Annotated in this window: 13 protein-coding genes; 6 read left to right on the top strand and 7 right to left on the bottom strand. The window is 63.8% G+C overall.

Annotated elements, in window-relative coordinates; all coding sequences use genetic code 11:
- Positions 1 to 19: 19 nt before the first annotated feature.
- The 4 genes from trkA to def all read right to left on the bottom strand — a co-directional run bounded on the left by trkA (position 20) and on the right by def (position 4,265).
- Positions 20 to 1,393 carry a Trk system potassium transporter TrkA gene (gene trkA / locus ACYAS9_RS07965; protein ID WP_459746001.1) on the bottom strand — a complete coding sequence of 458 codons (1,374 nt, stop codon included), beginning with the start codon at positions 1,391 to 1,393 and terminating at the stop codon, positions 20 to 22.
- Positions 1,394 to 1,429: 36 nt separating this feature from the next.
- Complete coding sequence (gene rsmB, locus ACYAS9_RS07960; RefSeq protein WP_463567772.1) at positions 1,430 to 2,755, bottom strand: 16S rRNA (cytosine(967)-C(5))-methyltransferase RsmB; 1,326 nt, start codon at positions 2,753 to 2,755, stop codon at positions 1,430 to 1,432.
- Positions 2,752 to 3,696: a methionyl-tRNA formyltransferase gene (fmt, locus tag ACYAS9_RS07955; RefSeq protein WP_463567771.1), complete on the bottom strand. Its 945-nt coding sequence runs from the start codon at positions 3,694 to 3,696 to the stop codon at positions 2,752 to 2,754. Before fmt ends, rsmB begins: the two co-directional genes overlap by 4 nt.
- A 62-nt stretch (positions 3,697 to 3,758) precedes the next feature.
- The gene (def, locus tag ACYAS9_RS07950; protein WP_463567770.1) at positions 3,759 to 4,265 is read right to left on the bottom strand and encodes a peptide deformylase; all 507 of its coding nucleotides are present in this window, start codon (positions 4,263 to 4,265) and stop codon (positions 3,759 to 3,761) included.
- A gap of 169 nt (positions 4,266 to 4,434) precedes the next feature.
- Here def and ACYAS9_RS07945 point away from each other — a divergent pair, with 169 nt between their 5' ends.
- The 3 genes from ACYAS9_RS07945 to tsaC all read left to right on the top strand — a co-directional run bounded on the left by ACYAS9_RS07945 (position 4,435) and on the right by tsaC (position 7,323).
- Positions 4,435 to 5,460: a LysM peptidoglycan-binding domain-containing protein gene (locus ACYAS9_RS07945; protein ID WP_463567769.1), complete on the top strand. Its 1,026-nt coding sequence runs from the start codon at positions 4,435 to 4,437 to the stop codon at positions 5,458 to 5,460.
- A gap of 119 nt (positions 5,461 to 5,579) precedes the next feature.
- The gene (gene dprA, locus ACYAS9_RS07940; protein WP_463567768.1) at positions 5,580 to 6,698 is read left to right on the top strand and encodes a DNA-processing protein DprA; all 1,119 of its coding nucleotides are present in this window, start codon (positions 5,580 to 5,582) and stop codon (positions 6,696 to 6,698) included.
- Between the two features lie 67 nt (positions 6,699 to 6,765).
- On the top strand, positions 6,766 to 7,323 hold the full coding sequence (tsaC, locus tag ACYAS9_RS07935; RefSeq protein ID WP_463567767.1) for an L-threonylcarbamoyladenylate synthase type 1 TsaC: 558 nt from the start codon (positions 6,766 to 6,768) through the stop codon (positions 7,321 to 7,323).
- A 2-nt stretch (positions 7,324 to 7,325) separates the two neighbouring features.
- On the opposite strand, the gene ACYAS9_RS07930 is transcribed toward tsaC, so the two are convergent.
- Positions 7,326 to 8,300, bottom strand: coding sequence for an NADPH:quinone reductase (locus ACYAS9_RS07930; protein WP_463567766.1), 975 nt, complete (start codon positions 8,298 to 8,300; stop codon positions 7,326 to 7,328).
- 169 nt (positions 8,301 to 8,469) lie between these two features.
- On the opposite strand from ACYAS9_RS07930, the gene hemF reads away from it, so the two are divergent.
- Positions 8,470 to 9,393 carry an oxygen-dependent coproporphyrinogen oxidase gene (gene hemF, locus ACYAS9_RS07925; RefSeq protein WP_463567765.1) on the top strand — a complete coding sequence of 308 codons (924 nt, stop codon included), beginning with the start codon at positions 8,470 to 8,472 and terminating at the stop codon, positions 9,391 to 9,393.
- A 15-nt stretch (positions 9,394 to 9,408) separates the two neighbouring features.
- Positions 9,409 to 10,227 carry a shikimate dehydrogenase gene (aroE, locus tag ACYAS9_RS07920; protein WP_463567764.1) on the top strand — a complete coding sequence of 273 codons (819 nt, stop codon included), beginning with the start codon at positions 9,409 to 9,411 and terminating at the stop codon, positions 10,225 to 10,227.
- On the opposite strand, the gene ACYAS9_RS07915 is transcribed toward aroE, so the two are convergent.
- On the bottom strand, positions 10,219 to 11,157 hold the full coding sequence (locus tag ACYAS9_RS07915; protein ID WP_463567763.1) for a LysR family transcriptional regulator: 939 nt from the start codon (positions 11,155 to 11,157) through the stop codon (positions 10,219 to 10,221). The genes aroE and ACYAS9_RS07915 overlap by 9 nt on opposite strands.
- A gap of 127 nt (positions 11,158 to 11,284) precedes the next feature.
- Between ACYAS9_RS07915 and lysA the strand changes: the two genes are divergently transcribed.
- Positions 11,285 to 12,523 carry a diaminopimelate decarboxylase gene (lysA, locus tag ACYAS9_RS07910; protein ID WP_463567762.1) on the top strand — a complete coding sequence of 413 codons (1,239 nt, stop codon included), beginning with the start codon at positions 11,285 to 11,287 and terminating at the stop codon, positions 12,521 to 12,523.
- On the opposite strand, the gene ACYAS9_RS07905 is transcribed toward lysA, so the two are convergent.
- Positions 12,518 to 14,092, bottom strand: coding sequence for a SulP family inorganic anion transporter (locus ACYAS9_RS07905; RefSeq protein ID WP_463567761.1), 1,575 nt, complete (start codon positions 14,090 to 14,092; stop codon positions 12,518 to 12,520). The two genes, lysA and ACYAS9_RS07905, sit on opposite strands and share 6 nt — an antisense overlap.
- Positions 14,093 to 14,379 lie beyond the last annotated feature (287 nt).

The raw sequence follows: 14,379 nt of genomic DNA, 5'->3' as shown, positions 1-14,379 counted from the left end.
CTGAAAGGCCGCGCAAGCCTTAGAAAAAGCTCAATCCCACCTGAAACAGCCGCTCTGCATCGCGGATGTATTTCTTGTCCACCAGGAACATGATCACGTGGTCGCCCGATTCGATCACGGTGCTGTCGTGGGCGATCAGCACTTCTTCGTCGCGGATGACCGCGCCGATGGTGGTGCCGCTGGGCAGGTTGATGTCCTTGATCGCACGGCCGATGACCTTGCTCGATTTGGCGTCGCCATGCGCGACCAGCTCGATGGCTTCTGCCGCGCCGCGGCGCAGCGAGTGCACGCTGACGATATCGCCACGGCGTACGTGGGCCAGCAAGGTGCCGATGGTTGCCAGTTGCGGGCTGACCGCGATGTCGATTTCGCCGCCTTGCACCAGGTCGACATAGGCCGGGTTGTTGATCAGGGTGATGACCTTGCGCGCGCCCATACGCTTGGCCAGCAGCGATGACATGATGTTGGCTTCGTCGTCGTTGGTCAGGGCCAGGAACAGGTCGGTGTCGCCGATGTTTTCTTCCATCAGCAGGTCGCGGTCCGAAGAGCTGCCTTGCAGCACCACGGCGCTGTTGAGGTTTTCTGACAGGTAGCGGCAGCGCGCAGGGTTCATTTCGATGATCTTGACCTGATAGCGGCTTTCGATGGCCTCGGCCAGACGCTCGCCGATATTGCCGCCGCCGGCGATCACGATGCGCTTGTAGTTCTCGTCCAGGCGGCGCATTTCGCCCATCACCGCACGAATGTGCGCCTTGGCAGCGATGAAAAACACTTCGTCGTCGGCTTCGATCACCGTGTCGCCTTGCGGCAGGATCGGCCGGTCGCGGCGAAAGATCGCAGCGACGCGAGTGTCGACGTTGGGCATGTGCGCCTTGAGCTGGCGCAGTTGCTGGCCCACCAGCGGCCCGCCGTAGTAGGCCTTGATCGCGACCAGCTGCGCCTTGCCTTCACCGAAGTCGATGACCTGCAAGGCGCCGGGGTATTCGATCAGGCGCTTGATATAGTTGGTGACCACTTGCTCGGGGCTGATCAGCACGTCGACCGGGATGGCGTCGTTGTCGAACAGCTCGTCGCGGGTCAGGTAGGCCGATTCGCGCACCCGGGCAATCTTGGTCGGGGTGTGAAACAGCGTGTAGGCCACCTGGCAGGCGATCATGTTGGCTTCGTCGCTGTTGGTCACGGCCACCAGCATGTCGGCATCGTCGGCGCCGGCCTGGCGCAGTACGGTCGGAAACGAGCCCTTGCCTTGCACGGTGCGGATATCCAGGCGGTCGCCCAGGTCACGCAGACGGTCGCCATCGGTGTCGACCACGGTAATGTCGTTGGCCTCACTGGCCAGGTGCTCGGCCAGCGTACCGCCGACCTGCCCTGCGCCGAGAATGATGATTTTCAACCTGTCACTCCAAGGAAGATGCGCTGCGTCCGTACATCATTGTGGTGATGCGGCGATTTTGATCAGTTTGGCGTAATAGAACCCGTCGTGCCCGCCTTCCTGGGCCAGCAACTGGCGGCCATGCGGCTGTTTGATGCCGGCGGCGGGCTGGCCCTGTTGCCCGGCGATGTCCAGTTCGCGGGCACCGGAAGTACGGGCCAGAAAGGCTTCGATCACCTCGGTGTTCTCGGTCGGCAGCGCCGAGCAGGTCGCGTACAGCAGGATGCCGCCCACTTCCAGGGTCGGCCATAGCGCATCGAGCAGCTCGCCCTGCAGGCCGGCCAGTGCGGCAATGTCGTCGGCCTGACGGGTCAGCTTGATGTCGGGATGGCGGCGGATCACGCCGGTTGCCGAGCACGGCGCATCGAGCAGGATGCGCTGGAACGGCTTGCCGTCCCACCACTGTGCGGTGTTGCGCCCGTCGGCAGCGATCAGTTCGGCATCAAGGCCCAGGCGGTCGAGGTTCTCGCGCACCCGCACCAGACGCTTGGCTTCAAGGTCCACGGCGACCACGCCGCTCAGCGCCGGCTGGATTTCCAGAATGTGGCAGGTCTTGCCGCCCGGCGCACAGCAGGCGTCGAGCACCCGCTGGCCCGGCGCCAGATCGAGCAGTTCGGCGGCCAGTTGCGCGGCTTCGTCCTGAACGCTGACCCAGCCTTCGGCAAAACCGGGCAGCTCACGCACATCCTGGGCCTCGGCCAGGACAATGCCGTCCTGGCTGAACGGGCTGGCGGCGGCCTCGATACCGGCGCTTTTCAGCAGCTCGAGGTATTGATCACGGGTTTTATGCCGGCGGTTGATGCGCAGGATCATTGGCGGGTGTGCATTGTTGGCGGCACAAATCTCTTCCCACTGCTCGGGCCAGGCGGCCTTGAGAGCTTTTTGCAGCCAGCGCGGGTGGGCGGTGCGCACCACCGGGTCGTGTTCCAGCTCGCTCAGCAGGGCTTCGCTTTCACGCTGGGCACGGCGCAGCACGGCATTGAGCAGGGCCTTGGCCCACGGCTTCTTGAGTTTGTCGGCGCAGCCCACGGTTTCGCCGATGGCGGCGTGCGCGGGGATGCGGCTGTAGAGCAACTGATAAAGGCCGACCAGCAACAAGGCTTCGACATCGGCATCGGCGGCCTTGAAGGGTTTTTGCAGCAGCTTGGCCGCTAGCGCCGACAGGCGTGGCTGCCAGCGCGCGGTGCCGAAGGCCAGGTCCTGGGTCAGGCCGCGATCACGCGCTTCGACCTTGTCCAGCTGCGCGGGCAACGAGCTGTTCAGCGATGCCTTGCCACTGAGTACGGCAGCCAGGGCGCGGGCTGCGGCCAGACGCGGGTTCATTGGCCGAGCACCGTGCCGCTGGCGAATTTCTCGCGGCGGCTGTTGAACAGGTCAGCAAAGCTCAGCGCCTTGCCACCGGGCAATTGCAGGCGGGTCAGGCGCAGCGCCTGTTCACCGCAGGCGACCAGCAGGCCGTCCTTGCTGGCATCCAGAATGGTGCCTGGCTCGCCCTGACCTTCTGCCAGCCTGGCGGCCAGCACCTTGAGTGCCTCGCCGTTGAGTGTGCTGTGGCAGATGGGCCATGGGTTGAAGGCACGGATCAGGCGCTCCAGTTCTGCGGCCGGACGGCTCCAGTCCAGGCGCGCTTCGTCCTTGTTCAGCTTGTGGGCGTAAGTGGCCAGGCTGTCGTCCTGGACTTCACCGACCAGCGAGCCGTCGGCCAGCCCGGCAATGGCTTGCAAGACCGCTGGCGGGCCGAGTTCGGCGAGGCGGTCGTGCAGCGTGCCGCCGGTGTCATCGGCGTTGATCGGCGTCACTGCCTTGAGCAGCATGGGACCGGTGTCGAGCCCGGCTTCCATGCGCATCACCGTCACGCCGCTCTCGGCATCACCGGCTTGCACGGCGCGCTGGATCGGCGCCGCACCGCGCCAGCGTGGCAGCAAGGAGGCATGGCTGTTGATGCAGCCCAGGCGCGGGATATCCAGCACCACTTGCGGCAGGATCAGGCCATAGGCGACCACCACCATCAGGTCGGGCTTGAGAGCGGCCAGTTCTGCCTGGGCATCGGCATCGCGCAGGGTGGGCGGTTGCAGCACGGGGATGTCGTGCTGCAAGGCCAGTTGCTTGACCGGGCTGGGCATCAGCTTCTGCCCGCGACCGGCCGGGCGGTCGGGCTGGGTGTAGACCGCCACGATCGTGTGCGGGCTGTCGAGCAGGGCCGAAAGGTGCTCGGCGGCAAATTCCGGAGTGCCGGCGAAAACGATGCGCAGTGGCTCAGTCATGGACTTCTCGTTCAATAAAAAAGCAAAAGGCCTGTGACAGGCCTTTTGGGAGTGATGGCGGATCAGGCGTTCTGTCTGTGCAGCTTTTCCAGCTTCTTCTTGATCCGGTCACGCTTGAGGGTAGACAGGTAATCGACGAACAGCTTGCCATTGAGGTGGTCGCACTCGTGCTGGATGCACACCGCCAGCAGGCCTTCGGCAATCATCTCGTAGGGCTGGCCTTCACGGTCCAGCGCCTTGACCCGGACCTGCAACGGGCGGTCGACGTTCTCGTAGAAGCCGGGCACCGACAGGCAGCCTTCCTGATACTGGCCCATGTCCTGGGTCAGGGTTTCAAGCTCGGGGTTGATGAAAACCATGGGCTCGCTGCGGTCTTCGCTCAGGTCCATGACCACCACGCGCTTGTGCACGTTGACCTGGGTGGCGGCCAGGCCGATGCCAGGGGCTTCGTACATGGTTTCAAACATGTCGTCGACCAGCTGACGAATGGCGTCGTCGACGACCGTCACCGGCTTGGCGATGGTGCGCAGACGCGCATCGGGAAATTCGAGAATGTTCAGAATGGCCATATACGTAAAATGCTGCACGGTTAGGGTAAAGTCAGGAACGGCTGCCGATTTGCCCGAGGCAAGGCGTACAGCCCCTTGAATACCACGCTGTCGGACGCTTCGTAGCGCAATGCTGCGATAGCCGTCTTCTATTGTTGACGCGATGCCACATGATAAAGGGATTCACTGCATGAGGAAAACACTACTCGCCCTGCTGCTGTTGACTGCCGGTGGTCTTGCGCAGGCGCAAGTGCAGCTCAGGGAAGGCCATCCGCAACGTTACACGGTGGTTGCGGGTGACACGCTTTGGGACATTTCAGGAAAGTTTCTGCGCGAGCCCTGGCGTTGGAAGGAACTCTGGCGTGCCAATCCGTCGATCCATGACCCTGACCTGATCTACCCCGGCGACACCCTGCTGCTGACCTATATAGACGGCCAGCCGCATGTGGTGCTCAACCGTGGCGAATCGCGCGGCACCGTCAAGCTGTCGCCGCGTATCCGCAGCACGCCGACGGTGGAGGCCATTCCGAGCATTCCGTTGGGGGCGATCAATTCCTTTTTGATCAGCAACCGTATCGTCGACAGCACCGAGCAGTTTCTGAGCGCGCCGTACATCGTGGCCGGCAACGCCGAGCGGGTGCTCAGTGGCCGCGGCGACCGCTTGTATGCGCGCGGCAATCTGGACCCTGCGCATACCGTGTATGGCATCTTCCGCCAGGGTAAGACCTACACCGACCCCGAGACCAAGGAAGTATTGGGCATCAACGCCGACGACATCGGCAGCGGTGAGGTCGTTGCCACCGAAGGCGATGTGTCTACCTTGATGTTGCAACGCTCCACCCAGGAAGTGCGCCTGGGCGACCGTCTGTTCGCCAGTGAAGAACGCGCGGTCAACTCGACGTTCATGCCGACGCCGCCGACATCGAACATCGACGGCCTGATCATCGATGTGCCCCGTGGCGTGACCCAGATCGGTGAATACGACGTGGTGACCCTGGACCGTGGCCGCCGCGACGGCCTGCAAGAAGGCAATGTGCTGGCCATCTACAAGACCGGTGAACATGTGCGCGACCGGGTGACCGGCGAGCAGGTGAAGATCCCGGACGAGCGCTCAGGGTTGCTGATGGTGTTTCGCACCTACGACAAGCTCAGTTACGCCTTGGTCCTGCACGCGACCCGATCGTTGGCCATTATGGACAAGGTTCGCAACCCCTGACAGGGCGTCAAGACTGGGCTGTCACGGCCGCGAAACCCTCACTTATCAAATTGTTGTCAACAGAGTTATCCACAGGTTTTCCTGTTATCGGAAACGCATCACAGATCAGGGACGATCGTATGCCATTGCTTGAAAAACACCCCGTTGCGCCTGCCGAACTGGAAGCGCGGTTGCGTTTGCACCGCCTTGTCGAAATTGGCCCTGCGCGTTTCTCCCGGCTTATCGAAGCCTTCGGTTCGGCCTCGGCAGCGCTTGATGCGCCGGCCAGCGCATGGCGTTCATTGCGCATACCGGCTGCGTGCGTCGAGGCGCGCCGCAGCCCTGAAGTATGCGCGGGCGCCCGCGCTGCATTGGCCTGGCTAGAGCGTCCGGGCCAGCGTTTACTGATGTGGGACGACCCTGGCTACCCGTCGTTGCTGGCACAGATCCCTGATCCACCGCCCTTGTTATTCATCGCCGGTAACCCTGAGCTGCTTGACCGGCCGCAGTTGGCGATGGTCGGTAGCCGGCGGGCGTCCAGGCCCGGGCTGGACACTGCCAGGGCGTTTTCACGCAGTCTGGCGAGCAGTGGTTTTGTGATTACCAGTGGCCTGGCGCTGGGCATCGATGGTGCCGCGCATGAGGCCGCGCTAGACGTCGGCGGGGCCACGATCGGGGTGCTGGGCACGGGGCTCGAAAATTTTTATCCACAGCAGCATCGCGCGCTGGCGGCCCGCATGAGCGAGCAAGGCGGTGCGGTGGTTTCCGAGTTTCCGCTGGACGCAGGTCCTCAGGCGGCCAACTTTCCGCGGCGTAACCGAATCATCAGCGGCCTGTCGCTGGCCGTGCTGGTGGTAGAGGCCAGCGTACGCAGCGGTTCGTTGATCACTGCCCGGCTGGCCGCGGAACAAGGGCGCGAGGTGTATGCCATTCCAGGCTCGATTCATCATCCGGGCGCACGAGGCTGCCATCAGTTGATCCGCGATGGCGCGACCCTGGTTGAGAGCGTCGAGCACATTCTTGAAGGCCTGCGGCACTGGCAGGTTACAAGCCCTGCGGCCGAGCCTGTTGCCTCTGCCCTGCCCGCTGTTGTCGATCATCCACTGCTGGCGCTGTTGCACGCTGCGCCGCAAACCAGTGAGGGCCTGGCGCACAGCAGCGGCTTGCCGTTGCCGCACGTTTTGGCGCAGCTGACCGAACTGGAGCTGGACGGGCGCATCAACTGTGAGGCCGGACGATGGTTCGCCCGCCTGCGCTGAGGTTAAACTGCCGCGCATGACTCAATCGACACATTCAATCGACACGATCTGCACTGGAGAAACGGCAATGGTCAGCAGCTGGCGTGTGCAACAAGCCGCACGGGAAATACGGGCAGGTGCCGTGATCGCCTATCCGACCGAGGCGGTATGGGGCCTGGGTTGCGATCCCTGGGATGAAGAGGCGGTGTTCCGGCTGTTGTTGATCAAGTCGCGTCCTCTGGACAAAGGCCTGATCCTGATTGCCGACAACATTCGCCAGTTCGACTTTCTGTTCGAGGACTTTCCCGAGCTGTGGATCGACCGCATGGCCAGCACCTGGCCCGGCCCCAATACCTGGCTGGTGCCGCACCAGAACCTGCTGCCCGAGTGGATTACCGGCCAGCACGAAACCGTGGCCCTGCGGGTCACCGACCATCCGGTAGTACGCGAATTGTGCGCCCTCACCGGCCCGCTGGTGTCCACCTCGGCCAACCCGACCGGTCGCCCGGCGGCACGTTCGCGGCTGCGCGTAGAGCAGTATTTCCGTGGCCAGGTCGATCTGGTGCTGGGCGGCAGCCTGGGCGGGCGCCGCAACCCGAGTGTGATTCGGGATGTGGCGACCGGGCAGGTCGTTCGCGCCGGATAAAATTAAGGAATCAGAATCGTAGACCCTGTGGTCTTGCGCGCCGCCAGGTCGATCTGCGCCTGGGCGGCGTCCTTCAGGGCGTACTGCTGGATATCGTTGACCTTGATCTTGCCGCTGGCGAGCATATCGAACAGCTCGTCGGCCATGGCTTGCAGGTTTTGTGGGGTGTTGGCGTAGCTGCCCAGGGTCGGGCGGGTCACGTACAGCGAGCCCTTCTGCGCCAGCAGGCCCAGATGCACGCCAGTCACCGCGCCCGAGGCATTGCCGAAGCTGACCAGCAGGCCGCGTGGCGACACGCAGTCCAGCGAGGCCAGCCAGGTGTCCTTGCCCACGCCGTCGTAGACCACCGGGCACTTTTTACCGTCGGTCAGTTCCAGCACCCGCCTGGCCACGTCTTCATGGCTGTAGTCGATGGTTTCCCAAGCCCCCAGCGCCTTGGCATGCGCCGCCTTCTCCGGCGAGCTGACCGTGCCGATCAGGCGTGCGCCCAGGGCCTTGGCCCACTGGCAGGCAATCGAGCCCACGCCACCGGCGGCGGCGTGAAACAGAAAGGTTTCATTGGGCTTGATGGCGTAGGTCTGGCGCAGCAGGTACTGCACCGTCAGGCCCTTGAGCGTCACGGCGGCAGCCTGCTCGAAGCTGATCGCGTCAGGCAGCTTGATCAGGTTGGCCTCGGGCAGCACGTGATAATCACTGTAAGAGCCCAATGGGCCTGTGCCGTAGGCCACCCGGTCGCCAACCTGGAAGCGCGTCACCTCACTGCCGACCGACTCGACCACGCCAGCGCCTTCGTTACCCAGGCCGCTGGGCAGTGGCGCCGGGTACAGGCCGCTGCGGTAGTAGGTTTCGATGAAGTTCAGGCCAATGGCCCGGTTGTGCACACGCACTTCCTGCGGGCCAGGCTCGGCGGGTTGGTAATCAAGGTATTCAAGGACCTCGGGACCGCCGATGGTGCTGAACTGGATACGCTTAGCCATTGACTCTCTCCATGATTGTTGCGATGCGCAATTGCCCTATGGGACCGGTTCGCATGACGCGCGTCAACTGCGAAGGCGCCCATGGCGATGGTATGCTAGCCGGCACTTTGCCTGTGGCCCTTGTATTTTCAGGGGCTCAGGTCGTACCGGGAGTGTTTCGAGGAGTGTCATGAATAGCCGTACCGAAGCCGTCAAAGCCTACCTGCTCGACCTGCAGGACCGTATCTGCGCAGCCCTTGAGCACGAAGACGGCGGCGCGCACTTCGTCGAAGACGCCTGGACGCGCCCCGCCGGTGGCGGTGGCCGCACGCGCGTGGTCGAAAACGGCAAGGTGATCGAAAAAGGCGGGGTCAACTTCTCTCATGTGTTCGGCACCAGCCTGCCACCGTCAGCCAGTGCCCACCGGCCAGAGCTGGCCGGGCGCGGCTTTCAGGCGCTGGGCGTGTCGCTGGTGATCCACCCGCACAACCCGTATGTGCCCACTTCGCACGCCAACGTACGCTTTTTCATCGCTGAAAAAGACGGCGAAGAACCGGTCTGGTGGTTTGGCGGCGGCTTCGACCTGACGCCCTTCTATGGCGTCGAAGAAGACTGCATTCACTGGCACCAGGTCGCCGAGCGCGCCTGCGCCCCGTTTGGCGCCGAGGTTTACCCGCGCTACAAGGCCTGGTGCGACAGCTATTTCCACATCAAGCACCGCAACGAACCGCGCGGCATCGGCGGCCTGTTCTTCGATGACCTGAACCAGTGGGACTTCGACACCAGCTTTGCCTTCATGCGCGCCATCGGCGATGCCTACCTGGAGGCTTACCTGCCGATCGTGCGCCGCCGCAAGGCTGCCGCCTACAGCGTGCAGCAGCGCGAATTCCAGGAGTTTCGCCGCGGGCGCTATGTCGAATTCAACCTGGTCTACGACCGTGGCACGCTGTTCGGCCTGCAATCGGGCGGACGCACCGAATCGATCCTCATGTCGCTGCCGCCGCAGGTGCGCTGGGGTTATGACTGGAAAGCCACGCCGGGCAGCGAAGAAGCGCGCCTGACCGAGTATTTCCTGCAAGACCGCGACTGGCTCGGCCTCGCGGTTCATCCCTGAGCAACAGGATTGTGTATGGACTCTTACGTCGTCTTCGGTAACCCCATCGGCCACAGCAAGTCGCCGCTGATTCATCGCTTGTTCGCCGGGCAGACCGGGCAGCAACTGGACTACCAGACCGCTTTGGCACCGCTGGATGATTTTCCGGCCTTCGCGCAGGCGTTCTTTCAGGAGGGCCGTGGCGCCAACGTCACCGTGCCGTTCAAGGAACAGGCCTTTACCCTGGCCGACAGCCTCACCGAACGCGGCCGTCGCGCCGGCGCGGTGAACACCCTGGCCAGGCTGGAAGACGGCACCTTGCTGGGCGACAACACCGATGGCGCCGGCCTGGTGCGTGACCTGACGGTCAATTGCGGCCTGAGCCTGCGCGGCAAACGCATCCTGCTGCTGGGCGCCGGCGGCGCGGTGCGCGGCGTGCTCGAACCTTTGCTGGCCGAGCAGCCCGAGGTGCTGGTGATCGCCAACCGCACGGTGGAAAAAGCCGAGTTGCTGGCGCGTGAGTTCGCCGACCTGGGCCCGGTGTCGGCCAGCGGTTTCGACTGGCTCGAAGAAGCGGTCGACGTGATCATCAACGCCACCTCGGCCAGCCTGTCCGGCGAACTGCCGCCGATTGCGCCGAGCCTGATCGCACCGGGTAAAACCTTCTGCTACGACATGATGTACGGCAAGGAACTCACCGCCTTCAATCGCTGGGCCATCGAACACGGTGCTGTGCAGGCGGTGGATGGCCTGGGCATGCTGGTCGAACAAGCCGCCGAAGCCTTCCTGCTTTGGCGCGGCGTGCGCCCCGACTCAGCCCCGGTGCTGGCCGAGATGCGCCGGCAATTAGCCTGAGCGCTGATCACACCGCTGCGGACCACACGCCAATCGCGCCATCACCTCCTGCGCCTGCCCGTGCAACGTTTCTTCAAACAACGCCACCAGCGGTGACGTCGGGCGGTGCAGGGGCTTGATCAGGCTGATGGTGAAGGCAATCGACACGCTGAACGGCCGTATCACCAGCCCCTGATCAGCAAAATCCAGCGCCGTCAGCGGGTTGACGATGGCCAGCCCGATGCCCTCGCGAACCATGGCGCACACCGAGGCGGCGCTGTGGGTGTCGAGCACCAGGCGTCGTTCGATGCTGGCCTGGCGGAACACTTCATCGATCTGCTGGCGATAGGTGTCCTGGCTCGACAGGCTGATGAACGGCTGCCCGGCAAAATCTTCGGGCGTCAGTACCGGCTTGCTCGACAGCGCATGCCCTGCCGGCAACACACAGACCTCATCCACCGCCATCAAGGTCGAGCGCTCGGTGCCCGGCGGCGCGTGGCTGGCTTCGGTCAGGCCCAGATCGTAGCGCTGCGCCGACAACCACTCCTCCAGCAGCGGTGATTCCTGCGGGGTAATGCTCAGGCTGGCATTGGGAACGCGGGCCAGAAAGCGCTGGCACACCTTGGGCAGTAACGATTGCGAAAACACCGGCAGGCAGGCGATGGACAATTGCCCGTGCTCGAACTCGCGCAGCGAGGCGGCGGTATCGAGGATGCGCTCCAGGCCAAAGTAGGAGCGCTGCACTTCCTCGAACAGCGCCAACGCCTGCACCGTGGCCCGCAAGCGCCCGCGCACCCGTTCGAACAGCACCAGGCGGGTCAGTTGCTCCAGGCGCGCCAGCTCCCGACTGACCGTGGGCTGCGAGGTGTGCAGCATGGCCGCCGCGCCGGTCACGCTGCCAGCGGTCATGACCGCGCGAAACACTTCGATATGGCGCAACGTGATCGACATGGCGGGCTCATCCGGCAAAAGCCATATCGTAAATGAATGGCTGTGCCAAAAATGGGTATTTTATGCAGGCTTCGCCTGTGTTCAAGCTGTCGATCTTTCGCGACTGTGTGTTGATTCGAGGCTTGCAATGACCTTTACCGATGATGATTTTCTGCGCTCGCTCGCGCAGCACTACGGCACCCCGCTGTGGGTTTACGACAGCCAGCCGATCCATGCGCGCATTGCCCAACTGGCCGCGTTCGATACCGTGCGTTTTGCCCAGAAAGCCTGCTCGAACATTCATATCCTGCGCCTGATGAAACAGGCCGGCGTCGTGGTCGATGCCGTGTCGCTGGGTGAGATCGAACGCGCCTTGAAGGCCGGTTTTCAGGCCGGCCCTACAACCGGTGCTGCCGAGATCGTGCTGACCGCCGATGTACTCGATCGCGCCACTTTGCGGCGGGTGGTCCAGGCGCAGGTCGAGGTCAACGCAGGCTCGCTGGACATGCTGCGCCAGCTGGGTGCGGCTTCGCCGGGGCATCGGGTGTGGTTGCGGGTCAATCCGGGGTTCGGTCACGGGCATAGCCGCAAGACCAATACCGGTGGCGAAAACAGCAAGCACGGCATCTGGCACACCCAATTGCGCGAGGCCGTGGCGCTGGTCCGCGAGTACGGCCTGCACCTGGTCGGGCTGCACATGCACATTGGCTCGGGCGTGGATTACCCACATTTGCAGACCGTGTGCAGCACCATGGTCGAGCTGGTGGCCGGGCTGGATCACGACATCGAGGCGATCTCGGCGGGCGGCGGTCTGTCGGTGCCGTACCGCGACGGCGAAGCGCCCATCGACACGTCGCATTACTTTGCGCAGTGGGACGCCGCCAGAAAGCAGATCGAAGGCCATGTGGGGCATCCGGTGCGCCTGGAAATCGAGCCGGGACGTTTTCTGGTCGCCGAAGCCGGCGTGCTGATGGCCGAAGTGCGGGCCACCAAAGCCATGGGCAACAACCATTTCACCCTGGTCGATGCCGGTTTCAACGACCTGATGCGGCCGGCGCTGTACGGCAGTTATCACGGCATTTCACTGCTGGGCCAGGAGCGCCTCGCCCGGCCGCTGCACGCCACGGTGGTGGCCGGGCCGTTGTGTGAGTCGGGCGATGTGTTTACCCAGACCGAGGGCGGTATCGTCGAGCCGCGCCTGCTGCCCCAGGCCGAGGTTGGCGATTACCTGGTATTTCATGACACCGGTGCGTATGGCGCCTCGATGTCGTCCAACTACAACAGCCGCACCCACGCGGCCGAAGTGCTGGTCGACGGCCGCGAGCATCACCTGATCCGCCAGGCGCAAACGCTGGATTCGCTGCTGGCGCTGGAGCTTGCGCTATAACGCGCCCTCAAACCTGATCGGGCAGTGTTCGGCGCCTTCAAGCTTGTGCAGCTCTTCGATCACCTGTGGCCTGGCGTTGCGCAAGGTCAGGCTGCGGTTCTGCTTGCCTAGCCGGCGGGCTTCCTGGTGCAGCATCTCGACGCCTGAATAGTCGATGAAGTTGATGTGCTGCGCCTCGATCACCACCTGCTGGCCCTCGCTGCGTTGCAGGCGGGTTTGCAGGTAGTGGCTGGCGCCAAAGAAGATCGAACCGCCGACGCGGAGGATTTCTTCGTCGCCCTCGCGCCACTGCTGCACACGCGGCTGCGAGGTGCGCTTGAGGTAGAAGAACAGCGAGGCCAGCACGCCGGCATAAATCGCCGCCTGCAACTCCAGCACCAGCGTGGCGGCGCAGGTCAGCAGCATGACGAAAAACTCCGCACGGCTGACCCGGAACAACGCGGCAATGCCGCGCCGGTCGACCAGCCCCCAGCAGATCAGCAGGATCGAGGCGGCCATGGCCGGGATCGGAATGTGCGCGATCAATGAGGCGCCTGCGACCGCGAACAGTGTTACCCACAGCGCCGAGAACACCCCGGCCAGCGGCGAGCGTGCGCCGGCCTCATAGCTCAGCGCCGCACGGGTAAAAGAGCCGGCCGAAAAGTAGCCGGAGAACAGCGCGCCGGCCATGTTCGACAGGCCCTGGGCGCGGACTTCCTGATTGGCGTTGAGCATCTGTTGCGAACGTGTGGCCAGCGAGCGGGCAATCGACAGGCTGTTGACCAGCCCGAGCATGCCCACGGCCACGGCGGTGGGCAGCAGGCGAATGATCAGCTCGGCATCCAGCGGCACCGGGCTGAACGGCGGCAAGTGCCCGGCAAAGGCTTTGACCAGTTGCACATGACCGAACATCGCTGGCCACAGCCAGACCAGCAGGCTGCTGCCGAGCAAGGTGATCAACAGCGTTGGCCATTTGGGCACTAGCGTCTTGAGGACGATGCCCAGCGCCAGCGTCAGCAGGCCGAGGGTCAATGACGCCGGGTCGAGTTGATCGCGGTGCGCGACAAGGGCCTGGAAACTGCTGAGTGCGGTGCTCTGGCTGGGCAGACTAAGGCCCATCAGGTTCGGCAATTGCCCCAGCGCGATGACCACCGCCGCGCCGAGGGTGAAGCCGACCACCACCGAGTGCGAGACAAAGTTGACCAGCGCACCGAAGCGCATCAGGCCGAGCAGTAACTGGAAGGCGCCGGCAATGAACGTCAGCAGCAGGATCAGGGTGATGTAGTCCTGACTCGCCGGCACCGCGAGCGGGCTGACGCTGGCGTACAAGACCACGGAAATCGCCGCGGTCGGCCCGCAGATAAGGTGCCACGATGAGCCCCACAGGCAGGCGATCAGCACCGGCACGATGGCCGCGTACAGGCCGTATTCCGGTGGCAGGCCGGCGATCAGCGCATACGCAATCGACTGCGGCAGCGCCAGAATCGCCCCGCTCAACCCCACCAGCGCATCGCGGCCGACGCTCTGGCGGGTCTGCTGTGGCAGCCAGGTGAGAAACGGCAGGAATTTATGGCGCTTGAGCCGGGCCATGAGCCTCTCGTTGTCAATGAATCAGAGCAATAAGCCTAACACCCGCAGAAGCTCGCGAAGAGGCCGTGACTGATAGCCAGCATTCGCGAGGCTCGCTACGCAATGTGTGTCGTGCTCAGTATAAAGGCCTGCCCAAAATCCGTGGGAGCGAGCGCCAGCTCGCGAATGCGAAGGTACAGTCACCCCAAATGAGCGATTTCACCGACCCTTTCGCGAGCTGCGCTCACTCCTACGTAATGTGTGTCGTGCTCAGTATCAAGGCCTGCCCAAAATCCGTGGGAGCGAGC

The sequence above is a fragment of the Pseudomonas sp. HP_08 genome, from assembly GCF_055284095.1.
This window is presented reverse-complemented; position numbering and strand designations above follow the sequence as displayed.